The 24494-nt window shown below is 70.9% G+C and carries 23 protein-coding genes and 1 pseudogene; 16 read left to right on the top strand and 8 right to left on the bottom strand.

Annotated features, from left to right (window positions below):
- The 4 genes from OO014_RS14165 to OO014_RS14150 all read left to right on the top strand — a co-directional run.
- The coding region (locus OO014_RS14165; protein ID WP_272462973.1) for an AAA family ATPase at positions 1–555 on the top strand (555 nt) is incomplete at its 5' end.
- Complete coding sequence (locus OO014_RS14160) at positions 552–1379, top strand: ECF transporter S component (RefSeq protein WP_272462972.1); 828 nt, start codon at positions 552–554, stop codon at positions 1377–1379. The genes OO014_RS14165 and OO014_RS14160, both read left to right, overlap by 4 nt.
- A complete protein-coding gene (locus OO014_RS14155; protein WP_272462971.1) occupies positions 1376–1960 on the top strand; it encodes a bifunctional adenosylcobinamide kinase/adenosylcobinamide-phosphate guanylyltransferase in 585 nt (194 codons plus the stop codon). The genes OO014_RS14160 and OO014_RS14155 overlap by 4 nt, the downstream gene beginning before the upstream one ends.
- Positions 1953–2726, top strand: a complete 774-nt coding sequence (locus OO014_RS14150; RefSeq protein WP_272462970.1) for an adenosylcobinamide-GDP ribazoletransferase — start codon at positions 1953–1955, stop codon at positions 2724–2726. The genes OO014_RS14155 and OO014_RS14150 overlap by 8 nt, the downstream gene beginning before the upstream one ends.
- Before the next feature lie 60 nt (positions 2727–2786).
- Here the strand turns inward: OO014_RS14150 and gcvT are convergent, their stop codons facing one another.
- Positions 2787–3905, bottom strand: coding sequence for a glycine cleavage system aminomethyltransferase GcvT (gcvT, locus tag OO014_RS14145; protein WP_272462969.1), 1119 nt, complete (start codon positions 3903–3905; stop codon positions 2787–2789).
- A gap of 117 nt (positions 3906–4022) precedes the next feature.
- Between gcvT and OO014_RS14140 the strand changes: the two genes are divergently transcribed.
- Positions 4023–5498 carry a leucyl aminopeptidase gene (locus OO014_RS14140; RefSeq protein WP_272462968.1) on the top strand — a complete coding sequence of 492 codons (1476 nt, stop codon included), beginning with the start codon at positions 4023–4025 and terminating at the stop codon, positions 5496–5498.
- Between the two features lie 69 nt (positions 5499–5567).
- Here OO014_RS14140 and OO014_RS14135 read toward each other — a convergent pair whose 3' ends face one another.
- Entirely contained in the window at positions 5568–5759 is a 192-nt protein-coding gene (locus tag OO014_RS14135) for a DUF5302 domain-containing protein (protein ID WP_272462967.1), read from the bottom strand.
- A 90-nt stretch (positions 5760–5849) separates the two neighbouring features.
- The gene (locus tag OO014_RS14130) at positions 5850–6197 is read right to left on the bottom strand and encodes a hypothetical protein (protein WP_272462966.1); all 348 of its coding nucleotides are present in this window, start codon (positions 6195–6197) and stop codon (positions 5850–5852) included.
- Positions 6198–6359: 162 nt separating this feature from the next.
- Here OO014_RS14130 and lpdA point away from each other — a divergent pair, with 162 nt between their 5' ends.
- The 3 genes from lpdA to OO014_RS14115 are packed head-to-tail and all read left to right on the top strand — an operon-like array spanning position 6360 to position 10503.
- Positions 6360–7742, top strand: coding sequence for a dihydrolipoyl dehydrogenase (gene lpdA, locus OO014_RS14125; RefSeq protein ID WP_272462965.1), 1383 nt, complete (start codon positions 6360–6362; stop codon positions 7740–7742).
- A 31-nt stretch (positions 7743–7773) separates the two neighbouring features.
- Positions 7774–9582, top strand: coding sequence for a 2-oxoglutarate dehydrogenase, E2 component, dihydrolipoamide succinyltransferase (sucB, locus tag OO014_RS14120; RefSeq protein ID WP_272462964.1), 1809 nt, complete (start codon positions 7774–7776; stop codon positions 9580–9582).
- Between the two features lie 15 nt (positions 9583–9597).
- The gene (locus tag OO014_RS14115) at positions 9598–10503 is read left to right on the top strand and encodes a TIGR01777 family oxidoreductase (RefSeq protein ID WP_272462963.1); all 906 of its coding nucleotides are present in this window, start codon (positions 9598–9600) and stop codon (positions 10501–10503) included.
- Here the strand turns inward: OO014_RS14115 and OO014_RS14110 are convergent.
- The gene (locus OO014_RS14110; protein WP_272462962.1) at positions 10481–11953 is read right to left on the bottom strand and encodes a serine/threonine-protein kinase; all 1473 of its coding nucleotides are present in this window, start codon (positions 11951–11953) and stop codon (positions 10481–10483) included. The genes OO014_RS14115 and OO014_RS14110 overlap by 23 nt on opposite strands.
- A 152-nt stretch (positions 11954–12105) precedes the next feature.
- On the bottom strand, positions 12106–13179 hold the full coding sequence (locus OO014_RS14105) for a Gfo/Idh/MocA family oxidoreductase (RefSeq protein ID WP_272462961.1): 1074 nt from the start codon (positions 13177–13179) through the stop codon (positions 12106–12108).
- Between the two features lie 59 nt (positions 13180–13238).
- Between OO014_RS14105 and lipB the strand changes: the two genes are divergently transcribed.
- The 5 genes from lipB to OO014_RS14080 all read left to right on the top strand — a co-directional run bounded on the left by lipB (position 13239) and on the right by OO014_RS14080 (position 17905).
- Positions 13239–13898, top strand: coding sequence for a lipoyl(octanoyl) transferase LipB (lipB, locus tag OO014_RS14100; protein ID WP_272462960.1), 660 nt, complete (start codon positions 13239–13241; stop codon positions 13896–13898).
- A 79-nt stretch (positions 13899–13977) separates the two neighbouring features.
- Positions 13978–14943, top strand: coding sequence for an ABC transporter ATP-binding protein (locus OO014_RS14095; protein ID WP_272462959.1), 966 nt, complete (start codon positions 13978–13980; stop codon positions 14941–14943).
- The gene (locus OO014_RS14090; RefSeq protein ID WP_272462958.1) at positions 14940–16040 is read left to right on the top strand and encodes a hypothetical protein; all 1101 of its coding nucleotides are present in this window, start codon (positions 14940–14942) and stop codon (positions 16038–16040) included. Before OO014_RS14095 ends, OO014_RS14090 begins: the two co-directional genes overlap by 4 nt.
- A gap of 102 nt (positions 16041–16142) precedes the next feature.
- On the top strand, positions 16143–17168 hold the full coding sequence (gene lipA, locus OO014_RS14085; protein ID WP_272462957.1) for a lipoyl synthase: 1026 nt from the start codon (positions 16143–16145) through the stop codon (positions 17166–17168).
- A 5-nt stretch (positions 17169–17173) separates the two neighbouring features.
- Positions 17174–17905, top strand: a complete 732-nt coding sequence (locus tag OO014_RS14080) for a DUF4191 domain-containing protein (protein WP_272462956.1) — start codon at positions 17174–17176, stop codon at positions 17903–17905.
- A gap of 57 nt (positions 17906–17962) precedes the next feature.
- On the opposite strand, the gene OO014_RS14075 is transcribed toward OO014_RS14080, so the two are convergent.
- Positions 17963–18445: an RDD family protein gene (locus OO014_RS14075; RefSeq protein WP_272462955.1), complete on the bottom strand. Its 483-nt coding sequence runs from the start codon at positions 18443–18445 to the stop codon at positions 17963–17965.
- Between the two features lie 260 nt (positions 18446–18705).
- Here OO014_RS14075 and glnA point away from each other — a divergent pair, with 260 nt between their 5' ends.
- The 3 genes from glnA (at position 18706) to OO014_RS14060 (ending at position 21901) form a co-directional block, all read left to right on the top strand.
- Entirely contained in the window at positions 18706–20130 is a 1425-nt protein-coding gene (gene glnA, locus OO014_RS14070) for a type I glutamate--ammonia ligase (protein ID WP_272462954.1), read from the top strand.
- A gap of 385 nt (positions 20131–20515) precedes the next feature.
- Complete coding sequence (locus OO014_RS14065; protein WP_272462953.1) at positions 20516–21124, top strand: rhodanese-like domain-containing protein; 609 nt, start codon at positions 20516–20518, stop codon at positions 21122–21124.
- A 57-nt stretch (positions 21125–21181) separates the two neighbouring features.
- Positions 21182–21901: a 2'-5' RNA ligase family protein gene (locus OO014_RS14060; protein WP_272462952.1), complete on the top strand. Its 720-nt coding sequence runs from the start codon at positions 21182–21184 to the stop codon at positions 21899–21901.
- A 99-nt stretch (positions 21902–22000) separates the two neighbouring features.
- Here OO014_RS14060 and OO014_RS14055 read toward each other — a convergent pair whose 3' ends face one another.
- Entirely contained in the window at positions 22001–23278 is a 1278-nt protein-coding gene (locus tag OO014_RS14055) for an MFS transporter (RefSeq protein ID WP_272462951.1), read from the bottom strand.
- A pseudogene (locus tag OO014_RS14050) lies at positions 23275–24494 on the bottom strand (bifunctional glutamine-synthetase adenylyltransferase/deadenyltransferase); the annotation flags it as partial. The gene OO014_RS14055 and the pseudogene OO014_RS14050, both read right to left, overlap by 4 nt.

The raw sequence follows: 24494 nt of genomic DNA, 5'->3' as shown, positions 1-24494 counted from the left end.
CTGCCCGCCCGACGTCGGGTCGCCGTCGTCGGCCTGGTGCCCCAGCAGCCGGAGCTGCTGCTCTACACCGACTCCGTGGCGGCAGAGTGCGCGGCGGCCGACGCCGACTTCGGGGTGCCCGCCGGCACCACCGCCCTGCTCCTGCAACGAATCTCGGGAGGCCTGGATCCCGATCGGCATCCCCGTGACCTGTCCGAGGGGCAGCGTCTCGAGCTCGCCCTGTCGGTGATCCTCGCCGGCTCCCCGGCAGTCCTGCTCCTCGACGAGCCGACCCGGGGCCTCGACTACGGCGCGAAGCAGCGCCTCAGCACCGCCCTGCGTGAGCTGGCAGCCCGGGGAACCACGGTGCTGCTCGCCACGCATGACGTCGAGCTCGCCGCTGAGGTCGCCGACCGGGTCGTCATCATCGCCGATGGCGAAGTCGTCACCGACGGGGCCGTGCGCGCGGTGCTCGCGTCGTCCCCGGCCTTCGCCCCCCAGGTGACCAAGGTCCTCCTCCCGCAGACCTGGCTCACGGTGGACGAGGTCGCCGCCGCGTTGGGACGGTCGGCATGACCGTCATTCCCTTCCGCCGCCCCGCCGCGGCCGCACTCGTCCTCGTCGCCGGCATCGGGCTGATCGCCTTCGTCTGGCCGTTCTTCGCATCATCCGAGTTCGTGCGGACCCACGGCAACGACACCCCGTGGCTGTTCGCCGGCATCCTCGCCCTGCTCACGCTCGTCGCCCTCGCCGAGGTCACGGCCGGCCGGCTGGACGCGAAGACCATCGCCGTCCTCGGCGTGACTGCTGCGGCAGGAGGTGCCATGCGCGTCCTCAGCGCCGGCACCGCCGGCCTCGAGCCGATGTTCTTCGTCATCATCGTCGCCGGTCGCGTCCTCGGGCCCGGAGTCGGTTTCGTCTCGGGGTCGCTCGCCCTGCTCACCGGCGCGCTGCTCACGGGCGGGGTCGGTCCGTGGCTGCCGTTCCAGATGATCTGCGCCGGCGGAGTCGGGCTCGGCGCCGGACTCCTGCCACTGCGAGGCGGCGCTCGGCCGGAGAGGTGGGTCCTCGCCGGCTATGCCCTGCTGACCGGGCTGGTCTATGGCCTCTTCATGAACCTCTGGTTCTGGCCGTTCCTCGGAGCCAACGCACCGACCGGCATGGGCTTCGTGCCGGGGGCCTCGCTCGGGGACAACCTCGCCCACTACGGGGTCTTCTATCTCGCCACCTCGCTCGGGTGGGACCTCCCTCGTGGCCTCCTCAACGCCCTGCTCGTGCTCGTGGCGGGACCCGCCCTGCTTCGCGTGTTTCGGCGTGCGGCTCGACGTGCGGCGTTCGGGACGGCCGTCACCTTCGAGTCCGCCCGCGTGGGCGCCGCCCCAGGAGCGACGCGTCCATGACGGCGCGCACCACGACGCTGGTCACGGGTCCGGTCCGCAGCGGCAAGAGCCGCCACGCGGAGGAGCTCCTCGCCCTGCACCGGGACGTCCTCTACGTGGCCACGGGGCGGCCGGCGGCTGACGACGACGATGCCTGGGCGGAGCGGGTCCGGTCGCACCAGCACCGTCGCCCGACGAGCTGGCGCACGCTCGAGACGGTCGATCTCGACGCCGCGCTCAGTGAGGCCCCCGGTCCGGTCCTCATCGACTGCCTCGGCACCTGGCTGACCGCTCAGGTCGACCTCGTCGGCTGGGACGACCTTCCCGTGGCCGCGGCACACCTCCGGGAGCGGACGGACTCGCTCGTCGAATCCCTCGACCGGGTGGCGCACCCCGTCGTCATCGTGACGAACGAGGTCGGGTGGTCCCTCGTCCCGATGACGGCGTCCGGCCGGTTCTTCCAGGACGAGCTCGGCCGGCTTAACGCGCGCGTGGCCCACGTCGCCGCCGCGGTGCACCTCGTGGTCGCCGGTCGCGTCCTCGACCTCTCCACCCTGCCGGTCGTCCCGCAGTCGCCGCCGCCTCGGACGCTCGATGCGTGACGCCTGGCGGCTGAGCGCGGGCACCTTCCTCGTCGTGCCGGTGCGCCCCCCGAGCCGGATCGACCGGTCCGTCGCGGCGGGCGCCATGGTTCTCGCGCCCGTCACTGCCCTGCTTGCCGGGACGCTGTGGGCGGGCCTGGGGCTGGCCGTGACGATCGGATGGCTGGCTCCTCCCGTGGCGGCGGTGGTTGCGCTCATCGGGGCCGCGCTGCTCAGCCGGGCGATGCACCTCGACGGGCTGGCGGACGTCGCCGACGGTCTGTCGTCTGGCCTGGATCGCTCGCGCGCCCTCGAGGTCATGAAGAAGGGCGACACCGGCCCGGCCGGGGCGGCGGCCCTCGTGCTCGTGCTCCTTCTCCAAGCTGCTGCGCTGGCCTCCCTGCTCACGTCCGTTCCCGGCACCGCCCTGGCGGTGATCAGCCTCGTCTCGAGCCGGCTGGCCCCCGTGGTCGCCTGCCGCCACGGGGTTCCCGCTGCACGTCCGGGCGGGCTCGGCGCGGCCGTCGCGGGGACCGTCCGACCGCTCGGTCTGCTCGCCGCGGTCGGGGGCGTGGTTCTCGCCGGCTTGGGTGCGCTCGTCCTCCTCGACGCCATGCCGTATGCCGCTGGGCTCGTCCCCGGGGGCGCCCTCCTCGGTGCCTGGCTCGTCACGCGTCATGCAGTCCGGCGGTTCGGCGGGATCACCGGTGACGTCATCGGCGCCGCGATGGAGATCTCTCTCGCGGCAGCGCTCGTCGCCGCGAGCAGCCTCGTCGCCACGCTCTGACAACGGCCCCTCACCACCGGCCGCCGCCCCTCACCGGCCTCCCGCATCCCCTGCCGACGGTCAGGATTCGCGGACCTGCACCTCGACGAACGGCGGCTTGACGACCTGCGCCTCGACGGCTCGGCCGCGCACGTCGATCTCGACGGTGTCACCCTCGGCCACGTCCGGGTGCAGCAGGGCCAGTGCGATGCCCTGCTTCAGCGTCGGGGAGAACGTGCCCGAGGTGACCTCGCCGACCGCCGCCCCGTCCTTCGATACGGCGCAGTGCTGCCGCGGGAGGCCCCGTCCCGTCACGAGCAGTCCCCGGCTCAACCGGGAGGGGTTGGCCTTCTCGGCGAGGAGCGCCTCTCGGCCCCAGAACGCGTCCTTCTTCCAGCCGACCGCCCACCCGGCCCGAGCCTGGACGGGGCTGATCTCGAGGGACAGGTCCTGACCGTGGAGCGGGTAGCCCATCTCCGTCCGGAGCGTGTCTCGCGCTCCGAGCCCGCAGGGCTTGCCCTCGAAGGGTGCGATGGCCTCGACGAGGGCGTCCCAGAGTGCCGGAGCGTCGTCCCAGCGGGGAACGAGCTCGTATCCTCGCTCGCCCGTGTAGCCCGTCCGGCACACGATCACCGGTCGACCCTGCCAGTCCGCCTCGACGAAGGACATGTAGTCGTGTCCGGTGGGCAGGCCGAGCGCGTCGAGGACCTCGTCGCTCTTCGTGCCCTGGACGGCGATCACGCCGTAGGAGTGGTGGAGGTTGGTGACCTCGATGCCCTCGGGCGCCGCGGCCTGCAGCCGCCGCACGACCTCTGTGGTGTTGGCGGCGTTGGGGATGAGGAAGACCTCGTCGTCCGACTTGAGGTAGGCGATGAGGTCGTCCACGACGCCGCCTGACTCGTCGCAGCAGAGCGTGTACTGCGCCTGCCCCGGCGCGATCCGGCGGAGGTCGTTGGTGAAGCACGAGTTGACGAAGTCAGCCACACCGGGGCCCTTGACCGACGCCTTGCCCAGGTGGCTGACGTCGAAGACGCCGACCCGCTCCCGCACCGTCGTGTGCTCCGCGACGACACCCCCGCCCGGATACTCGATCGGCATGTCCCAGCCGCCGAAGTCGGCCATCTTGGCGCCGAGCTCGACGTGACGGTCGTGGAGCGGAGAGGTCAACGGGGAGGTCGTCCCCGACATCGTTGTCGTCATGCGGCCAACTTAGCGCGGTCGCCGCGGCCTTATCATCGTCGCCACATGCGCCGACCGGGACCACCGTCCCGGTCCGTTCCCGGGCAGCCGCCCGCACACCTCGACAAGGAGTCCTTCGTGGCCAACCTCACCCTGTCCACCCGCACGGCCGCCGAGGCCGCCGGCGACGCACTCGTCCTCGGGCTCGTCTCGGCCGCCGACGGTGCGGCCCTCGCCCCCGGCCACGGCCTGGCCCGGAAGACCGTCACGCACCTCAAGTCGGTGGTCTCGGACCTCGACCTCACCGGCAAGGTCGGCGAGGTGACGGCCGTCGCGGCCGTGCCCGGTGTCGCGGCCCGGATCGTCGTGCTGGCCGGGATCGGCGAGCTGAAGGGACCCGAGGACGGCGAGTCGCTGGAGGACGTCCGTCGTGGCTTCGGTGCGGCGCTCCGCTCGCTGAGCAAGAAGAAGAAGGCCGTGGTCGCCGTCCCCGGGACGACGCCGGCGCTCGTCGCCGCGACCGCTGAGGGTGCGGCCCTCGGGGCCTACACGGTCTCCAAGGCGGGTGTGCCGAGCACTGACGGCGTCGCGACGATCGCCATCGCCGGACCCGCCGATGCGGCCGCCCGCAAGGCCGTGAAGCGGGCCGCCGTCGTCGCCCAGGCCGTCGCCTACACCCGTGACCTCGTCAACCTCCCGCCGAACCTGCTCTTTCCCGCCACGTTCGTGGACTCGCTCGCCGACCGGGTCAAGGGCAGCAAGGTCAAGCTCAAGAGCTACGACATGAAGCAGCTGCGCGCCGGCGGTTTCGGCGGCACGGTCGGGGTCGGGCAGGGATCTGCCAACGAGCCTCGGATCGCGGTGCTGACCTACGCCCCGGCCCGGGCCAAGACGTCGATCGCACTGGTGGGCAAGGGAATCACCTTCGACTCGGGCGGCCTCTGCATCAAGCCGGCGACCGGCATGGTGACGATGAAGAGCGACATGGCGGGCGCGGCCGCCGTCGCCGCCGCGGTTCTCGCCATCGCCGAGCTCGGCCTTCCCGTGGCGGTCACCGGCTACCTCGGCCTCGCGGAGAACATGCCGAGCTCGACGGCGCAGCGCCCCAGCGACGTCGTCACCATGCGCGGGGGCAAGACCGTCGAGATCCTCAACACCGACGCCGAGGGTCGCATGGTCCTCGGCGACTGCATCGCGCTCGCGAGCGAGGCCGGGCCCGATGCGATCGTCGACGTCGCGACACTGACCGGCGCCCAGGTCGTCGCCCTCGCCAACACCGCCGCGGTCATGGCCAACGACGACGCCTTCCGGGAGCGGGTGCTCGAGGCGGCATCGGTCGCCGGCGAGGCCATGTGGCCGATGCCGCTCCCCAAGGAGCTGCGGCCGGCCCTGGAGTCGATCAACGCTGACCTCGCGCACAAGGGCGGCGTCGAGGGCGGCATGCTGACGGCGGGCATCTTCCTCGGCGAGTTCGTCGGCGAGGGCATCCCCTGGAGCCACATCGACATCGCCGGGCCGTCCTTCAACGAGAAGACGCCGAACGGCTACCTGCCCAAGGGCGGCACCGGTTTCGCCGTCCGGACGCTGGTCTCGCTCGTGGAGAGCTACGCCTGATCCTCGGTCGAAGAGGCACTCTCGGCCCTCTGGACGCGCCCTGAGGGCCGGGCCGAGAGTGCCGGTCGGCTAGCTGCCGGCCTTCCGGCGGAACATCTGCTGGGCCTTGGCCGGCCCGTGCGCCCCATGCACCTTCGAGCGGTCGTGGTCGTCCTCGGAGACGTCCTTGCCGCCGTGCGCGTGCTTCTTGGCCAACGCCTCGCGGAACTTGGCCTTCACTTCCTCGCTCGGCCCGTTGCTGGAACCCTCTGGCTTGGACATGTGCGTTACCTCCTGCACCGGCGCGGACCTGACGATCCCCACACTCTCAGCCCAGCGGCATACGGGCCAGTGTTTTCGGGAGCAGCCGGCTCACGAACCTCCGCGACGCTGACGGCTGTTCCACTCGCGCATGCGGTTGGGGTAGCCGGTGTGGTTGACGTCGTAGACGGGCACGCCCAGCCGTTGCGCCACCTCGAACGCGTCCTTGCGCGCACCGACTGCTCGGCGAGTCCACTCACCGTCCCAGGCGATGAGCACGACGGTGGTGGGCGTGACGCTCGTGGCGGGCTCGACGTAGGCCTCCACGCCGCGCCTGGACTCGACGAAACCGCGCAGGTGCGCCTCGACCGCCTTGCGGTCGATGTCCATCAACGGCCCGTCGGACCGGCCCAGCATGGGCGTGTCCTTGGCGCGACGGCGGCGGGAGAACCAAGCCATGCCCGCACAATACGACGCCACCATGCCAGTGCCTGCATGACCGGCCAGCGTGACCTGCCTGTGACGTCGCTCTCGATCAATGACAAGATGCTCTTGCGTCACCCAAGCCGTGGCGCACCTGCATGACCCACCTGTCATCGAGCCGTGAAGGAGCACCAGCACATGTCGGCTGAAGCCGCAGGCGACTACGACGTCGTCATCCTCGGTGGGGGGTCCGGCGGCTACGCCTGTGCTCTCCGGTCGGCACAGTTGGGCCTCAAGGTCGCCCTCGTCGAGAAGAGCAAGCTCGGCGGCACGTGCCTTCACCGCGGGTGCATCCCGACCAAGGCGCTGCTCCACGCCGCCGAGGTCGCCGACGTGGCGCGGGAGGGCTCCCGTTTCGGCGTCAGGACGACGTTCGAGTCGGTCGACATGGCGGCGGTCCACTCCTACAAGGACGGCGTCGTGAGCCGTCTCCACAAGGGCCTCCAGGGCCTGGTGAAGTCAGCCCAGGTGGACTACGTCGAAGGGACCGGCGCACTCGACGGTCCCCACACGGTCGTGGTCGGCGAGCGGCGCCTCACCGGCAAGAACGTCGTGCTCGCCACCGGCAGCTACGCCAAGTCCCTGCCCGGCCTGGAGATCGACGGCCGGATCATGACCTCCGACCAGGCCCTCACCCTCGACCACGTCCCCGCCCGGGTCGTCGTCCTCGGCGGCGGCGTGATCGGCGTCGAGTTCGCCTCGGTCTTCAACAGCTTCGGCGCGGAGGTGACCATCGTCGAGGCGCTGCCCCACCTCGTCCCCGCCGAGGAGGAGGTCATCAGCAAGCAGCTGGAACGCTCCTTCCGCAAGCGGAAGATCGCCTTCAAGACCGGCGCCCGGTTCGCCGGCGCCACCCAGGCAGACGACGTGGTCACCGTCTCGCTCGAGTCGGGCGAGACGCTCACCGCTGACCTGCTGCTCGTCGCCGTGGGCCGTGGTCCCGTGACCGAAGGCCTGGGCTACGAGGCCGCCGGCATCACCGTCGACCGGGGCTTCGTGCCGACCAACGAGCGGCTCCAGACCAACGTCCCCGGGGTCTACGCCGTCGGCGACATCGTCCCCGGCCTGCAGCTCGCGCACCGTGGGTTCGCCCAGGGCATCTTCGTCGCCGAGGAGATCGCCGGTCTGTCTCCCGCTCCGATCAAGGAGACGGGCATCCCTCGCGTCACGTACTGCGACCCCGAGGTGGCCTCTGTCGGACTGACCGAGGCGCAGGCCCGCGAGTCGTTCGGCGATGAGGTCGAGACCTACGAGTACAACCTCGGCGGCAACGGCAAGTCCCAGATCTTGGGCACTCAGGGGTTCATCAAGCTGGTTCGGCGCAAGGATGGACCCGTGGTGGGTGTTCACATGATCGGTGCCCGGGTGGGTGAGCAGATCGGCGAGGCACAGCTCATCGTCAACTGGGAAGCGCACCCCGACGAGGTCGCCGGCCTCGTGCACGCCCACCCCACGCAGAACGAGGCGCTCGGCGAGGCCCACCTGGCCCTGGCCGGTAAGCCTTTGCACGCGCACGCTTGAGCCAGTAACTGGGAAGAGGAGAGAACACGTCATGTCAGAACGCGTGACCATGCCGGCCCTGGGTGAGTCCGTCACCGAAGGGACCGTCACCCGCTGGCTGAAGAGCGTCGGCGATCGCGTCGAGGTGGACGAGCCCCTGCTCGAGGTCTCGACGGACAAGGTCGACACCGAGATCCCCTCCCCCGTCGCAGGCACCCTGCAGGAGATCCTCGTCCAGGAGGACGACACCGTCCCCGTCGGGGCGGACCTGGCCGTGATCGGCGACGGCGAGGCGCCCGCTCAGGAGGCCGCCCCGGCTGAGCAGGCCCAGGAGCAGGCTCCTGCGGAGCAGCCGGCCCAGCAGCAGGAGCAGCAGGCCGCACCGGCTCCCGAAGCACCCAGCACGGAGCAGGAGCCGCAACCGGCGACGAGCGAGCCGGAGGCCGAGCAGGCCCAGCAGCAGGCGGCCGCCTCGCCGGCCGGCGGTGGCGAGGGCCAGACCGTCACGATGCCGGCACTGGGCGAGTCGGTCACCGAGGGCACGGTCACCCGTTGGCTCAAGGCCGAGGGCGACGAGGTCGCCGTCGACGAGCCGCTGCTCGAGGTGTCCACGGACAAGGTCGACACCGAGATCCCCTCTCCCGTTGCAGGCACCCTGACGAAGATCCTCGTCGGCGAGGACGAGACGGTCCCGGTCGGCGGCGACCTCGCCATCATCGGCGGGTCGGCTCCCGCCCAGGCCGAGGCACCCGCCGAGCCACAGGCAGCGGCGCAGGCCGAGGAGCCCGCCCAGGCCGAGGCCCCCGCACAGCAGCAGGCGCCACAGGCACCGGCTCAGCCTGCAGCGACGCCCGCACCGGCAGCAGCGCCCGCGGCAGGGTCGGCCCAGACCGCAGAGGCGGCTGCCTACGTCACGCCGCTGGTGCGCAAGCTCGCTGCCCAGCACGGCATCGACCTCTCGACCCTCACGGGCACTGGAGTCGGTGGCCGGATCCGCAAGCAGGACGTGCTCGATGCCGCGCAGGCGGCTCAGCAGCCCCCGGCCCCCGAGCCCGCTGCGGCACCGGCGGCACCGACGGCACCGACCGCCGGCCCGGCGCAGCCTGCGGCCGCCCCGGCCGCTTCGGGTGGCGCTCAGGCTGCCTCGGTGAGCCCGAAGCGCGGCACCCGCGAGAAGATGTCGCGCCTGCGCAAGGTCATCGCCACCCGCATGGTCGAGTCGCTGCAGGTGTCGGCTCAGCTCACCACCGTCGTCGAGGTCGACCTGACCAAGGTCGCCCGGATCCGCGAGCGGGCGAAGCGCGACTTCGAGGCACGCGAGGGCACCAAGCTCAGCTTCCTGCCCTTCCTTGCCCTGGCCGCGACCGAGGCCCTCAAGGCGCACCCGATGGTCAACGCCAGCGTCGAGGGCGACGAGGTCGTCTACCACGGCACGGAGAACCTCTCCATCGCCGTGGACACCGAGCGGGGCCTCCTCGTCCCGGTGGTCAAGAACGCCGGTGACCTCAACATTGCCGGCCTCGCGCGGGCCATCGCCGACGTGGCCGACCGGACCCGCAACAACAAGATCACCCCCGACGACCTCGCTGGTGGCACGTTCACGATCACCAACACGGGCAGCCGTGGGGCGCTCTTCGACACGCCGATCATCAACCAGCCGCAGGTCGCCATCCTCGGCACCGGGGCCATCGTCAAGCGGCCCGTCGTCGTGACGGACCCTGACGGCGGCGAGACGATCGCCATCCGCTCGATGATGTACCTGGCCCTGTCCTACGACCACCGGATCGTCGACGGCGCCGACGCGGCTCGCTTCCTGGGCACGATGAAGACCCGTCTCGAAGAGGGTCGCTTCGAGGCCTGAGAGCAGCAGCACACCATGACGAAGCGCGTCGCCATCACCGGGTCCTCCGGTCTGATCGGCGGCGCGCTTCGTGCTCACCTCGTCGCCCGGGGCGACGAGGTGATCAGGCTCGTCCGGCGCCCCACCACCGCGTCGGACGAGCTCCAGTGGGACCCGGCTCGCGCTGATCTCGAGCCAGAGGCCCTGGCGGAGGTGGACGCGGTGGTCAACCTGGCCGGCGCGGGTGTCGGTGACCGGCGGTGGACCGAGGACCACAAGCGGGCCATCCTGTCCTCGCGCATCGACGCCACGACGACCGTTGCGCGTGCCGTCGCCGCGGAGCACGCCCGCTCAGGACGAGCGGTTCGTCTCGTCAATGCCTCGGCGGTGGGCTTCTACGGCGACCGCGGTGACGAGCCGCTCACCGAGCAGAGTCCGCCGGGCGACGACTTCCTCGCCTCCGTCGTCGTGCAATGGGAAGCAGCGGCCGAGCAGGCGACCGGGTCCGCCCCGGTCGCCATGGTGCGCACCGGCCTGGTGATGGCACCAGATGGCGGCGCGTTCGAGCGGCTCCTGCTCCTTGCGCGGCTCGGTCTGGGCGGGCCGCTCGGCAGCGGCCGGGAATGGTGGCCGTGGATCACCCTCGCCGACACGGTGCGCGCCGTCACGTTTCTCATCGATCACACCGACCAGGTCGGGCCGTTCAACCTCGCCGCACCGGGAGAGGCTCGTCAGGTCGAGATCGCCCACGCGTTCGGCCGCGCCCTGCACCGGCCTGCGATCCTTCCGGCGCCACGGCTGGCGCTCCGGGCGGTCGTCGGCGAGTTCGCTGACAGCATCCTCGCCAGCCAGCGGGTCCGCCCAGCGCGCCTCGCCGAAGCGGGTTTCACGTTCGAGCACCCAGACCTGGACACGGCCGTCAGGTGGACGCTGCAACGTTGATGTGCTCGATCCGCCACCCCAGGGCGCCGAGACGCAGCTCGAAGTCGAGCAGCTCCCCAGTTGCCGCCCCGCGGGTCGCGCGAGCGCCCGCCCTGTCGACGATCTCGTAGGCCGACCAGTCGACGCGGGCCCGGATCGTGGCGCGTTCCCGGTCGCCGGCGAGCCACGTGGCCTTGGCGACCGTCAGCCGTACGCGTGCATAGCGTTCGCCGCGAGCGAGCAGGGTCTCGATGAGCTGCACGTCGGAGGCGTGCGAGCCGGAGCCCTGCCGGTGCACGGCCGCGAGCCCGGCCGCGTCGCGTTCCATGAGCGCGCGTGCGCGCCGGTCGGACAGCAGCTGCAGCAGCTCGGCCGTCCGCGCCTTCGGCGCCGCCGCATCGCGGTCGACAGCCAGCGACGCGGGGCGGGTCGTCGCCGCTGGAGCGGAAGGGGCCGAGGACGTCGGGCCAGCGGCGGGGGCGGGAGGGCGCGCGGCTTCGGCGGCCGAGGACGGGCCGAGCAGGAGCCAGCCGCCGCCGACCAACGCGGCCACGCACACGGAGGCGGCTGCGGTGACCGCGGCGATGCGCCGCCACGGGCGGGTGGCTCGCCGTGCTGCCGTCGGCGGATCGAGCGCGGCTTCGGCCCGGAGCCGATGGGTGAGCTCAGAGGCGTCGTCAGCGCCGACGACGACCTCAACCGGCTCCGCCGGCACGGCCTCGTAGAACAGGCTCGCCAGGCGTGCGGCGCTGGGACGCACGCTGGGATCGGGATCGATGCACGCAGCGACCACCGCAGTGAGCTCGGGCCCGACGTGGCTGGTCACGATCTCCGGGTCCAGACGCTGCAGCGTGTCGGGAGCACCATTGCCCGTGAGACAGAACCACGCGACCGCACCGAGGGAGAAGATGTCGCTCGCGCTGGTGGGCCGGCCGCCTTCACGCACCTCCGTCGCCACGAATCCCGCAGTGCCCCAGACCTCCCCGGGCTGGCCGACGATGCGAGCGGCTCCGAGGTCGAGCAGCAGCGGACGGCCGGCCGCCGTGAGCATGATGTTGCCGGGTGCGATGTCGCCGTGGACACCGCCGGCGGCGTGCAGCGCAGCGACCGCCTCGCAGATCGGCGTCAGGATCGTCACGGCCTCGCCGGGGCGGAGCTGACCGCGCGCCCGCACCATGGACCGGACGGAGGCCCCGGTGACGCGGTCGAAGACGAACGCCGTCCGCCCGTCGGCGAGGGCCACCACCTCGCGGAGCCGGACGAGGTGCTCGTGACTCACCGCGCACAGGACCTGACGCTCCTGCTCCCAGGCCGCGGGTGTCAGGACGGACGCGTCGCGTGGAACCTTCACCGCCACCGGATCGCCGTCCCGGTCGACGCCGGACCAGACGACGCTGGAGGCGCCCTCCCCGATGACCCGGTCGAGCAGGTGGCCGGGGACCTCGGGACGGCTCGAGTCGACAGCGCTCACCAGCCCATCGTCACAGCAAACGGCCGAGCCCCGCTGCCGTCATCCACAGGCTCAGGACCTGGCCGTATGCCGCTGGGCCGGCTCCCAGCGGACGAGCCCGTCCCAGCCTCGTCCGCCCGGTTCGGTCTGGGGACCGACCGGATCGGCTCGCGTCAGGAGCCGGGGGCCTCGCCGGGCGTGAGCACCTCCACGACGCGCCGGGCCTGCTGGCTGGTGCGAGCGGCGTCGATGACGGCGAGCACGTGGACCGCGTCCCTCGGGTCGACGGGCATGGCTGCCTGCGGGTCGTCCGACCTGAGTGCCGCAGCGACCGACCGATAGAAGGCGGCCTGGTCGCTCGGGCCGACCGCCGGCCCGGGCTCGCGCACCTCGCCACGGACGACCCAGCCGACGGTCCCGTCCGCGGACTCGAAGTCGGCGAACGCGCTCACCTCGTCGAACTGGCGGCCGATGACATAGGCGCCGGTCGAACCCATCAACCGGGCGCGCGGCCCGGGGGCGCCGTTGACCGAGGTGGCCATGACGTGGCTGACGATCCCGGAGGTGTGCCGGCAGGCAACGAAGAAGTCGTCCTCGGCGACGACGGTGTGCGCAGACAACTCGGCATAGACCGACTCGACCTCGCCGTGCAGGATGACCGCCTGGTCGATGAGGTGGGCGCCGAGATCGAGGAGCAGGCCGGCCCCTTCGTCGGCTGTCTGGGTCTCTCGCCATCGCTGCTTCGGCTCAGGACGCCACCGGTCCCAGCGGTACTCGGCCCTTCTGATCTGGCCGATGAGCCCCTCGTCCCGCACTGCGGTCAGGGCGGCGAGCTCGGGGTCGTAGCGGCGGTTCTGGAACACCGACAGCGGCACCCCACGGTGCGCCGCGGCGTCGACGACGTGCTGGGCCTCCGACGCCGTGCGGGCCAGCGGCTTGTCGACGACGACCGCGACCCCGGCCTCGACGACCCGCTCCGCCTGCTCGGCGTGCAGCCCGGTCGGCGTGGCCAGGACGATCAGGTCGAGGTCATCGACGCCGAGCAGCGCCTCGAGATCGGGCACGACCAGCGCACCCGGCAGCTCGGCCCGAACCTGCTCCGCTCGTTCTGCGCTCGACGTCGCCACGGCCGCCACCTCGAGGCCGGCACCGCGGAGAGCCGGTGCGTGGAACTGACGACCACCGGTCCCGTAACCGGCCAGCCCCACGCGAAGGGCAGGATCTCCGGGCAGCGAGCTCAGCGGCATACGGCCACCTTAGGTGGACGGCGACGGAAGGGCAGGGATGTCCGGCGTACCCTGACCGCATGCGTTTCGTGCACCTCGGCCTGGCCCCGGACTTCGTCGACTACGAGCAGGCCTGGGAGATCCAGCGGCAGACGCACGCCAAGGTCGTCGCCGGCGAGGAGCCAGACACCGTCTACCTGCTGGAGCACGCCGCCGTCTACACGGCCGGCAAGCGGACCGAGCCCCAGGAGCGGCCGAAGGACGGCACCCCCGTCGTCGACGTCGACCGCGGAGGCAAGATCACCTGGCACGGCCCCGGCCAGATCACCGGCTACCCGATCGTGCGGCTGCCGGCGCCCATCGACGTCGTCGGCTACGTGCGCGCGCTCGAGGAGATGATGATTCGTGTCTGCGCCGACTTCGGCGTCGAGGCGGGCCGCGTCGAGGGAGAGAGCGGCACGTGGATCGCGGCCGACGACCGCGGTCCACGGCGCAAGATCGGCGCCATCGGCATCCGGGTCAGCCGTCAGGTCGCCATGCACGGCTTCGCCTTCAACTGCAACCCCGACCTGTCCTGGGGCGAGGTCATCATTCCCTGTGGCATCGTCGGCGCCGGGGTGACCTCGTTGTCAGCCGAGCTGGACCGCGACGTCCCCGTGACCGAGGTCCTGCCGCACGTCGAGAAGCACCTCGCCGACATCATTCCGGCCCTCCAGCCGAACCGGCGCGTCCTCACCTGACGAACGCTCCCCCGCGCCACTAGGGTGAGCTGACCCTGTGGGAGCCACCGCAGCGGCACACGTGTGATCAGGGGGTTTCATGGACGTCGCCGTCCAGACGGTCAACCTACGCAAGAGCTACCTCGGCAGAGGAGGTCGCCGGGTCGCCGTCCAAGGCCTGACCATGACCGTCCCGGCCGGCGGCGTGCACGGCTTCCTCGGTCCCAACGGGTCGGGCAAGACGACCACGATCCGGATGCTGCTCGGGCTGATCCGGCCCGACTCCGGCACGGCGCAGGTCTTCGGCCACCCCGTCCCGCAGGAGCTGCCCGCCATCATCGACCGGGTCGGCGCGATCGTGGAGTCCCCCAAGTTCTTCCCGGCCTTCACTGCACGGCAGAACCTCCGGCTGCTGGCGGACGCCATCGGTACGCCACGCCACCGCATCGACGAGGTCCTCGAGGTGACGCACCTGCGCGACCGCGGCCGGGACCGTTACGCCGGGTTTTCCCTCGGCATGAAGCAGCGCCTCGCCATCGCGGCCACGCTGCTCAAGGATCCTGAGCTGCTCATCTTCGACGAGCCGACCAATGGCCTCGACCCCGCCGGGATCCGGGAGGTCCGCGACACCATGCTCAGCCTCGGCGCGAGCGGCCGCACCGTCCTCGTCAGCTCGCACATCCTCGCCGAGGTCGAGCAGGTGGCCGACACGGTCACGATCATCGGGCACGGTCGCACGCTGGCCGAGGGCGCCGTCGCCGACATCCTCGGCGGCGGTGGGGCCGCGCAGGTCAGGGTGGCCGTCGCCGCCCCCGCCCGGGCGGAGGACGTCCTGACGGCCGCCGGCCTGCGAGTCAACCGCGAGGAGGCGCACCTGCTCGTCTCCGGCGCCGACGACCCCGCAGAGATCACTCGACTGCTCGCCGGTCACGGCCTCTACGTCAGCGAGCTGACCCCCATCCGGCCGGACCTCGAGTCCGCGTTCCTCTCGCTCACGGCGGACGAGGGCCTCGGGTCCGAGGCCGACCTCCGAGCCGGCGGTCTCGCGACGGGAGGTGCCGCATGAGTCACACCTTGATCACCCCGGACGCGCAGTCCACGTCGCAGGTCCGCCCCAAGGGGACCTCGTTTCCCGGGCTCGTCGGCGTCGAGCTGCGCCGCCTCTGGTGGCGCCGCCTGACCAAGGCGGTCCTCGTCGCCGTCGTGGCGGTCACGGGCCTGATGGTCTACAACGCCTACAACTCCAGCAGCCCGGAGACACTCGCCCAACGGCTCGAGCAGTACGAGGCCATGCGGGCCGACATGGAGCAGCAGAAGAAGGAGATGGAGGCCAACCTCCCGCAGATGATCGCCAAGTGCGAGGAGGCACAGGCAGCCGAGCGGGAGCGCAGCGGCGACGCCAGCATCGACTTCCAGTGCGAGCAGGTCGGGGTGTTCCAGTCGCCCACGATGGAGGAGATGGGCATCGCCCTGCCGCTCGCGGACACCATCATCGCGAACCTCGCGCCCTACGCCGGGTTCACCTATGCCTTCCTCGTCCTGCTCCTGATGGGCAGCTTCGTCGCCGCCGAGTTCGTGACCGGGTCGCTCGGGAACTGGCTCACGTTCAAGCCGCAGCGCGTGCGCGTCGCCCTGAGCAAGCTCATCGCTGCGGGTCTCGGCAGCGCCGTGCTCGCCGGTCTCGGCCTGGCACTCCTCGTGGTCGGCGCCCGGTTGGTCGCGACGCTCAACCGGCCCGGCGCGGACCTCACGCTCCCCGAGCCGCCGCCCCTCGACGACTCCGTGCCCGAGCTCATCCTCCGGGTCCTCGCGGTGGCGGTCGGCACGGCGGTGCTCGGTGCCGCTCTCGCCCTCCTCATCCGGCACACGGCGGGTCTCGTCGGCCTCGTGCTCGGCTACCTCGTCGTCGTCGAGTTCATCGCGGTCAGCGCCCTCTTCGGTGGACGGCTGACCCCGTGGACTGTCGTCGCCAACCTGCAGGCCTTCCTCAACAAGGGCCACGAGTACATGGCGGAGTCGTGCACGACGGTGGCCGGTGAGCTGAGCTGCGGCTACCGGACGCAGGTCGTCAGCTACACCCACGGCTGGGTCTACCTCCTCGTGCTCGTCGGCGTGGTGACGACGGCAGCGGTGCTCGTCTTCCGGCGCCGCGACGTCACCTGACCGACCGCGGGGCGGACGAGTTTCAGCGACGGGGACGGCCGGGCGTACGCTTTGTGAGCCCGGCCACCCCGGGTTTCCCGTGCCCCCAGTGAAGGAGCCGCCGTGACTGTCGCACCTGACGGTCGTCGCCTGCTGCGCGTCGAGGCGCGCAACGCCGAGACCCCCATCGAGCGCAAGCCCTCGTGGATCCGGACGACCGCCAAGATGGGGCCGGAGTTCACGCAGATGCACTCCTTGGTCAAGGGCGAGGGCCTGCACACGGTGTGCCAGGAGGCTGGCTGCCCCAACATCTTCGAGTGCTGGGAGGACCGCGAGGCGACCTTCCTCATCGGCGGCGACATCTGCACGCGCCGCTGCGACTTCTGTGACATCGCCACGGGACGGCCGCAGGCCCTCGATCTCGACGAGCCGCGCCGGGTCGCCGAGTCGGTCCGTCAGATGGGGCTGCGCTACTCGACAGTGACCGGCGTGGCCCGCGACGACCTCGAGGACGGCGCGGCCTCGCTCTACGCGGAGACGATCCGCCAGATCCACCTGCTCAACCCCAACACCGGTGTCGAGATCCTCCCGCCCGACTTCGGCGCCAAGCCGGAGCTCGTCGGCCAGGTCTTCGACGCCCGCCCGGAGGTCTTCGCCCACAACCTCGAGACCGTCCCCCGGATCTTCAAGCGGATCCGTCCGGCCTTCACCTACGAGAAGTCGCTCACGGTGCTGACCATGGCCCGCGAGGCGGGCCTCGTGACCAAGTCCAACCTCATCCTCGGCATGGGCGAGACGGACTCCGAGATCGAGTCGGCGATCCGCGACCTGCACGACGCCGGGTGCGACATCCTGACGATCACGCAGTACCTGCGCCCCTCGAAGCTGCACCACCCGATCGACCGCTGGGTCAAGCCGGAGGAGTTCGTCCACTGGTCGGACGTCGCTGAGGGCATGGGCTTCAAGGGCGTCATGGCCGGTCCCCTCGTCCGCTCGTCCTACCGGGCCGGACGCCTCTGGGCGACCGCGATGCGCAAGTGGGGTCGCGAGATCCCCGAGCACCTCTCCCACCTGGCCGCGGCCGCCGAGTCACCCGCCCGCCAGGAAGCGGCGTCATTGGTGGCCCGGGCCGCCAGCGCCGTATCCTGATCCGCATGGCACGCAACAAGGACGGCGACACGCAGGCGCCCACAGAGAAGAAGAAGGGACGCCTGTCCCAGATCTTCGACGTCTATCGGATCACCAAGCAGCAGGACCCCCTCGTCGGGTGGTGGATGCTGCTCGCCTTCCTCGCCACGTTCGGTGTCATCCTCGTCATCGGCCTGCTGGTTGGGCTGTGGTGGATCTTCGCGATCTTCGGTCTGATGACCGGCATCCTCGTGGCCACGATCGTCATGAGCCGTCGCGCCGAAGCGGCCGCCTACCGGCAGATCGAGGGCCAGACCGGCGCGGCCGGCGCTGCGCTGACCTCGATCCGTCGCGGGTGGTACACCGACCGCGAGCCCGTGGCCGCCGACGTGGCCCGCCCGGGCGACTTCACCTCCGCAGCGGTCGTCTACCGGGCCCTGGGCCGGCCCGGCGTCGTGCTCATCGGCGAGGGTCCGACCGGACGGGTGCAGAAGCTCCTCGTCGCCGAGAAGAAGCGGGTCGAGCGGGTCGCTCCCGGCGTGCCCGTCATCCTGATGCGCGTCGGATCAGGTGAGGACGAGGTCCCGATCCGCAAGCTCGCCAACAAGGTGCAGCGCCTTCGCCCGCAGATCACCAAGGACGAGATGGCCGTCGTCAACAAGCGACTCAAGGCCCTCGGCGGGATGAAGGCCCCGCTGCCCAAGGGCATCGACCCGACCAGGGCCCGCATGGACCGCAAGGCGCTCCGCGGCAAGTAAGCCCATCGAAAGAGCAGTTCGTCCCCCGGAGAGGGCTGACGAACTGCTCTTTTGTTGTCAGCGGGCGCGGACGATGACCGTGTTGGGCACCTTGTCGTGCAGGCCGCGGCCGTCCCGGTCCCAGATCACGGCGGGGATCGCGAGGCACAGCAGCACCGTGCGCACGAGCGCCTGCGCCAGAGTGGCGCGACCACCGGCGACGCTGCGCACCTGCAGGCCCATCGCGCGGTGCCCGATCGTCGTGCCCAGAGTCCCGACGAGCAGGACGTTCATGAGCGCGAAGATGCCCAGGACGATGAAGTTCTGGGTGCCCGTCGCGGGCTGCTCGGAGAACGGCAGGGGCACCTGGAACAGGCCTCTGGCGATGACCAGGGCCAGGACCCAGTCGATGATGATGCCGACGAGACGACGGCCGAAGCGCGCGATCGAGCCGGGACCGTGCGGGGCCAGCCCCAAGCGCTGCCCTGGCCACTCCCCCGTGTTCCCGGTCCGCGAGCTGGGGCCCTCGAGCCAGGATCCGACGTCCTTACGGTCAACCACGTGCTCAGCCTAACCATCCGCGCCCGACCCGACCCAGCGGCATACGGGCGCGGTGACAGGCAGTTGGGGGGTGCACGGGGGGCTTGCCCCCGTGGGGTGTCGTTAACACGCGGGAAACATCGGGGTCATGGACGAGAAATCGGGGGCCACTACTGTCGGTGATGACAGCACGGGGCCGTCGCTCGATCAATACTGCGCCCCGACTCCATCGAGTCGGGGAGTGATCCGCGTGGCGACCTCGCCCCACTTCAGGAGGTTGGATGTTCAGCTCAGCTGACGAGGTCCTCGCGTACATCAAGGACGAGGACGTCAAGTTCGTCGACATTCGGTTCTGCGATCTGCCCGGTGTCATGCAGCACTTCAACGTGCCGGCTGAGTCGGTCGACGAGGACTTCTTCACCGTTGGCCAGATGTTCGACGGCTCGTCGATCCGCGGCTTCCAGGCGATCCACGAGTCCGACATGAAGCTCGTGCCGGACCCGGCCACGGCCTACATCGATCCCTACCGCACCGAGAAGACGCTCGTCATGAACTTCTCGATCCTCGACCCCTTCACGGACGAGCGCTACAGCCGCGACCCGCGCAACATCGCCCTCAAGGCGGAGGAGTACCTGAAGTCCACCGGCATTGCCGACACGGCGTACTTCGGGGCCGAGGCCGAGTTCTACGTCTTCGACGACGTGCGCTTCGAGACGAAGGCCAACGCCGGCTACTACTACCTCGACTCGATCGAGGCGGCCTGGAACTCCGGTCGTGAGGAAGAGGGCGGCAACCGCGGCTACAAGACGCGCTTCAAGGGCGGCTACTTCCCCGTCTCCCCCGTCGACCACTTCGCCGACATGCGTGACCAGATGTGTCTCGAGATGAAGCAGGTCGGTCTCAACGTCGAGCGCAGCCACCACGAGGTCGGCACCGCCGGCCAGATGGAGATCAACTACCGCTTCAACACGCTGCTGCACTCCGGCGACGACCTGATGAAGTTCAAGTACGTCATCAAGAACTCCGCCTGGCGGCAGGGCCACACGGCGACGTTCATGCCGAAGCCGATCTTCGGCGACAACGGCTCCGGCATGCACACGCACCAGTCCCTCTGGAAGGACGGCGAGCCGCTCTTCTACGACGAGCGTGGCTACGGTGGCCTGTCCGACATCGCCCGCTGGTACATCGGCGGTCTGCTCAAGCACGCCCCGTCGCTGCTGGCGTTCACGAACCCGACGATCAACTCCTACCACCGACTCGTGCCCGGCTACGAGGCCCCGGTCAACCTGGTCTACTCGGCCCGGAACCGCTCGGCCTGCGTCCGGATCCCCGTGACCGGCACCTCGGCCAAGGCCAAGCGCGTGGAGTTCCGCGTGCCCGACCCGTCGGCCAACCCGTACCTGTGCTTCGCCGCTCAGCTGATGGCCGGCCTCGACGGCATCAAGAACCGTATCGAGCCGCCGGAGCCGATCGACAAGGACCTCTACGAGCTGCCCCCGGAGGAGCACGCCTCGATCCAGCAGGTTCCCGGCTCCCTGCCCGAGGTGCTCGACGCGCTCGAGGCCGACCACGGCTACCTGCTCGAGGGCGGCGTCTTCACCGAGGACCTCATCGAGGCGTGGATCGAGTACAAGCGCAAGAACGAGATCGACCCGATCCGGTTCCGTCCGCACCCCCACGAGTTCGAGATGTACTACGACCTCTGACGAAGATGCAGCGGAGGTCGGGGGCCGAGCTTGCGAGGCACCCGGCCGCAGCGGAGTCGAGGAAGAGTCGTAGGGAGTACGACCTCTGACGAAGATGCAGCGGAGGTCGGGGGCCGAGCTTGCGAGGCAGCGGAGTCGAGGGAGAGTCGTAGCGAGTACGACCTCTGACGAAGCTTGACCGAGATCGCTCAAGGGCCCGGGTCCACGTTCCAGCGTGGGCCCGGGCCCTTGACGTTTGGCGGAATTGGCGAATCGGTGCACCCCCGGGTTAGGGTGACACTCATACCCCTCGGGGTATCTCTCGGCTGACCTTGCCACGGCGACGGTCGGCCGTTCCTTTTCCCGACCTGCGCGCTCGACGCCGCCCTTGACGAAAGGACGACCGATGTCCGACAGCATCTCGACCTCCACCTCCCGCCGCCCTGCAGGGCTGGATGCGCCCGCCCTCCAGGAGTGGCTGGCCGCACCGGATGGCCCGCGACTGCTCGACGTTCGCACGCCGGCCGAGTTCGAGGCGTCGCACATCCCCGGCTCCTACAACGTGCCCCTCGACCTCCTGAAGGAGCACCGCGAGGAGTTCCGCGCCCACCTCGACGAGGACCTCGTCCTCATCTGCCGGTCCGGCGCCCGGGCGACGCAGGCGGAAGGCTTGCTCGCCGCGACGGATCTGCCCAACGTGCACGTCCTCGTCGGCGGCGTCACCGCGTGGGAGAGCGCCGGTGCGCCGCTCAACCGGGGCGCCGAGACGTGGGAGCTGGAGCGCCAGGTCCGCCTCCTCGCGGGTGCCATCGTCCTGGTCGGCGTGCTGCTGAGCATCGTCGTGCCGTGGGCGAAGTGGATCTCCGCCGGCATCGGCGCGGGCCTCGTGGTCGCGGCGTTGACCAACAGCTGCCTCATGGGTCTGATGCTGGCCAAGATGCCGTGGAACCGTCGCGAGACCCCAGACCTGGAGACGGTGCTTCGCGATCTCGCAGCGGCGGACGAGTCACGCTGACAGCCCCCAGCCCATGCCGTATGCCGCTGGGCTGGCTTGCGCCGATAGGCTGCCCGCGTGCCCAACTCCCTGCACAACCCCGTCTTCGACCAGCTCTTCGAGGCGGCGGCACCGCAGGTTCTGAACGGCAGTCATCAGCGTGACGTGCCACCGGTCGACGGCGGCCGGTGGCCGGTCACGGTGATCGCCCGCCCGCCCAGTGACGTGCGAGCCGCCCTGGCTACCTTGATGCGCGGGGCGTTGATCTGGGCGGGGGGCGGGCACTTCGTGACGGGGCGCGAGGACTCGGTTCACCTCACCGTGCGGGCGCTCGAGCCCTACCGGGAGGCCGCAGCACCGACCGATGATGCCGTTCCGATCTGGCGCAGCGCCATGGAGCGGGCGTGTGCGGCCACGCCGCCGCTGGAGTTCACCCTGACGGGCCTGACGTTGAGCCGGGCCGGGGTCATGGCCCAGATCGAGCCACGTGACGGCGCACCCTGGGCGTTCATGGACCGACTGCGGGCGGAGCTCGGCGACCTGGCCTGGTTCGAGGACGCCGGGATCGGTCGACGCAACATCTGGTACGCGACCCTCGTCCACTTCGCCGGCGACATCGCCCATCCCGCCGCGCTCGTCGACTGGGTGGCGTCACGACGGGAGATCGAGCGCGTGGACTTCGCCGTCGACGAGATCGAGCTGGTCCGCTCCCGCTACGTCGTCGACACCGCCGGCGACGGGCGGACCGAGCGCCTCATGCGACCCGAGTCCTGGCTGACCGTTCCCGTCGGCAGTTGAGCCCCGAGGCAATCCCCCCTGCTCTCACCGGGACTCACCCGGCAGCTGCCGAGAGAAAGCAGCGGGAGCCCGCTCAGCGGCATACGGCCAGAGGTGCGGTCACGCTGCGTGGCTGCGACGCGACGGGGCGTACGCCCGCTCGACCGTGGCCGTCACGTGTTGGTGCGGCCACCTCAATCCGAGCAGCCCGATGAGCGCGAGACACAGCGCCGCACAGATCGTCACGGCCAGGTGGGGGTCCTTGGTGGCTTGGGCCACCCATCCGGCCCCGAGGTAGCTCGCGCCCGCCGCGAGCACGGAGATCGAGCCCGCGAGGCTGAAGATCCGCCCACGCATCTCGGGTGCCGTGGCGAGGGCGAAGGTCGCCTGCAGCGGGACCATGAAGGCCTGCAGGAGGCCGCTGACGAAAAACAGCACGACGATCACGGTGAGCGGTGGCTCCAGGGCGGTCGCCAGCAACGGCAACGGCATGGCCAGCGCGAGAGGCATGATCGAGGAGTTCTGCCGCACGACGTCGAGGCGACCGATCATGATGATGCCCACCACGGCCCCGACGATCGGCGTGGCCATCAGGACTCCGCCCCAACCGTTGTCCCCGGCGATGGGGATGGCCAGCGCCTCGGGAGCCGCGATGCCGAGGCTCGCCACCGCGCTCAGGGAGATCAACCGGGCCAGGACCGGGTGGCGGGCGAGGTCGGCGCTTGCCGCTCCGAGGTCCCGCACGAAGCCACGCACTCCCTTGCCGCGGTCCCCGCGCACCGGGCGGAGCTGGACCACGACGAGGATCACGATCGCGGCGACGAGGAAGGTGCCGAGGTCGATGAGCAGGCCCACCTGGGGCCCGACGAGGGCCACGAGCCCACCTCCGAGCGCCAGCCCCAGGGCCTGGTTGAGCTGTTCCGACATCGCGCTGAGCGCCACCGCCCTGGAATAGAGGGGCCGGTCGTGCTCGAAGAGGTCGGTGATGAGCACGAGACTGGAGGCGCTCGCGGCGCCACCGATCAGCTCGAGCACGAAGAGGGCAGTGAAGATCGACACGAGCGGAGCCGCGGTCGTCACCAGCCAGAGCAGCACCAGCACGCAGACGGCGCGGGCGGCGTGGCTCGCGACGAGGACGTGCTTGTAGCGGAAGCGGTCGACGACCGGGCCAAGGAGGCTGCGACCGAGGAAGGTCGGCACGAAGCTGATCGCGAGCGTCGTCGCCGTGGCCAACGGAGATCTCGTCCGCTCGAAGACGACGGCGGCGATGGTGACCCGCGCGACGTAGTCGCCCCACATGGACAGCGCACCGGCGAGGAACACCGGGAGGTACCTCGGGACCCGCAGGAGTTCCGCGTACGACACGTCGCGGCCTGAAGCACCCCTGCGCTGGTTCACGGCACGACGCTACCCCGAGGCGGGGAGTCGTAAAAGTTGAAACTGGCGGCTTGGCGCGCCCGACGCGCCACTCGGCGCCACAGCTCGAGCAGCCCCGCGCCGTCACCGGCCGGCCGGCCGATGATCCGCCCCATCCCGTCCGCGTCGCGCAGGTCGACGGGGACGCTGTCGACGGCCCTCCCCCTCCAGAGCAGCCCGGCGTTCCGGAGCCGGACGCCGAGGAACCACGCCTCGCGCAGCGCGGCCGCGTCAGCCGGGGCGATGAGCTCCTCGGCCTCGAGGGCGGCGAGGGCCGGGAGGGTGCCGGTGACCCGGAGGCTCGGGCGGGCGCGCGCGTGCTGGAGCTGGAGCAGCTGCACGGTCCACTCCACGTCGGTCAGCCCACCGCGGCCGAGCTTGATGTGGGTCGATGGGTCGGCCCCACGGGGCAGCCGCTCGGACTCGACCCGGGCCTTGAGCAGCCGGATCTCACGAACCTGCTGCTCGTCCAGCCCGCCCTCGGGCCAGCGCAACGGATCAACGAGGCCGAGGAACTCGTCCGCGAGTCCGCTCGGACCGGCGACCGGTGTCGCCCGGAGCAGGGCCTGGAACTCCCAGGTGAGGGCCCACCGCTCGTAGTAGGTGCGGAAGGAGTCGAGGCTGCGCACGAGTGGGCCGTTCTTGCCCTCCGGACGCAGGTCGGCATCGAGCGGCAGGGGCGGCTCGGCAGCACCCGCGGTGAGCAGCTTGCGCAGCTCCTGCACGACGAGCGTGGCACGAGCCTGCACGCCCGCCTCGTCCGCTGCGTCGTGCGGGCGGTGGACGAACATGACGTCGGCATCCGAGGCATAACCCATCTCGGCGCCCCCGAGGCTGCCCATGCCGACGACGAGCAGGTCGCCTCCGAGCGCAGCTCCCTCCCGCCGCTCGACCTCGGCCGTGGCGGCCTCGAGCGACACGACGAGGGCCGCCGCCGTCAGATCTGTCAGCGCGGCACCCACGTCCAGCACGTCGAGCTCGCCGACGAGGTCAGCGAGGACGATGCGCAGCATCTCCGTGCGGCGGATCCCCCGGACTGCGGAGATGGCGTCGGCGCCACTGTCCCGGCGGCCGGCCGCCGCACGCATCGTGGCGGTCAGGGCCTCGCGCGAGCGCGGGACGAGACCGTTGGGCTCCCCGAGGAAGGCGACCTTCTCGGGTGACCGGATGAGCAGGTCGGCGGCGTAGCGGCTGCGCG

The organism is Intrasporangium calvum, assembly GCF_028446585.1.
GTDB classification, from domain to species: Bacteria; Actinomycetota; Actinomycetes; order Actinomycetales; family Dermatophilaceae; genus Intrasporangium; species Intrasporangium calvum_A.
This window is presented reverse-complemented; position numbering and strand designations above follow the sequence as displayed.

Bases quoted from the DNA above. Each gene is read 5' to 3' on its own strand.
- OO014_RS14160 (WP_272462972.1), top strand. From the start codon at position 552: ATGACCGTCATTCCCTTCCGCCGCCCCGCCGCGGCCGCACTCGTCCTC.
- OO014_RS14155 (WP_272462971.1), top strand. From the start codon at position 1,376: ATGACGGCGCGCACCACGACGCTGGTCACGGGTCCGGTCCGCAGCGGC.
- OO014_RS14150 (WP_272462970.1), top strand. From the start codon at position 1,953: ATGCGTGACGCCTGGCGGCTGAGCGCGGGCACCTTCCTCGTCGTGCCG.
- gcvT (WP_272462969.1), bottom strand. From the start codon at position 3,905: ATGACGACAACGATGTCGGGGACGACCTCCCCGTTGACCTCTCCGCTC.
- OO014_RS14135 (WP_272462967.1), bottom strand. From the start codon at position 5,759: ATGTCCAAGCCAGAGGGTTCCAGCAACGGGCCGAGCGAGGAAGTGAAG.
- OO014_RS14130 (WP_272462966.1), bottom strand. From the start codon at position 6,197: ATGGCTTGGTTCTCCCGCCGCCGTCGCGCCAAGGACACGCCCATGCTG.
- lpdA (WP_272462965.1), top strand. From the start codon at position 6,360: ATGTCGGCTGAAGCCGCAGGCGACTACGACGTCGTCATCCTCGGTGGG.
- sucB (WP_272462964.1), top strand. From the start codon at position 7,774: ATGTCAGAACGCGTGACCATGCCGGCCCTGGGTGAGTCCGTCACCGAA.
- OO014_RS14115 (WP_272462963.1), top strand. From the start codon at position 9,598: ATGACGAAGCGCGTCGCCATCACCGGGTCCTCCGGTCTGATCGGCGGC.
- OO014_RS14105 (WP_272462961.1), bottom strand. From the start codon at position 13,179: ATGCCGCTGAGCTCGCTGCCCGGAGATCCTGCCCTTCGCGTGGGGCTG.
- lipB (WP_272462960.1), top strand. From the start codon at position 13,239: ATGCGTTTCGTGCACCTCGGCCTGGCCCCGGACTTCGTCGACTACGAG.
- OO014_RS14095 (WP_272462959.1), top strand. From the start codon at position 13,978: ATGGACGTCGCCGTCCAGACGGTCAACCTACGCAAGAGCTACCTCGGC.
- OO014_RS14090 (WP_272462958.1), top strand. From the start codon at position 14,940: ATGAGTCACACCTTGATCACCCCGGACGCGCAGTCCACGTCGCAGGTC.
- OO014_RS14080 (WP_272462956.1), top strand. From the start codon at position 17,174: ATGGCACGCAACAAGGACGGCGACACGCAGGCGCCCACAGAGAAGAAG.
- glnA (WP_272462954.1), top strand. From the start codon at position 18,706: ATGTTCAGCTCAGCTGACGAGGTCCTCGCGTACATCAAGGACGAGGAC.
- OO014_RS14065 (WP_272462953.1), top strand. From the start codon at position 20,516: ATGTCCGACAGCATCTCGACCTCCACCTCCCGCCGCCCTGCAGGGCTG.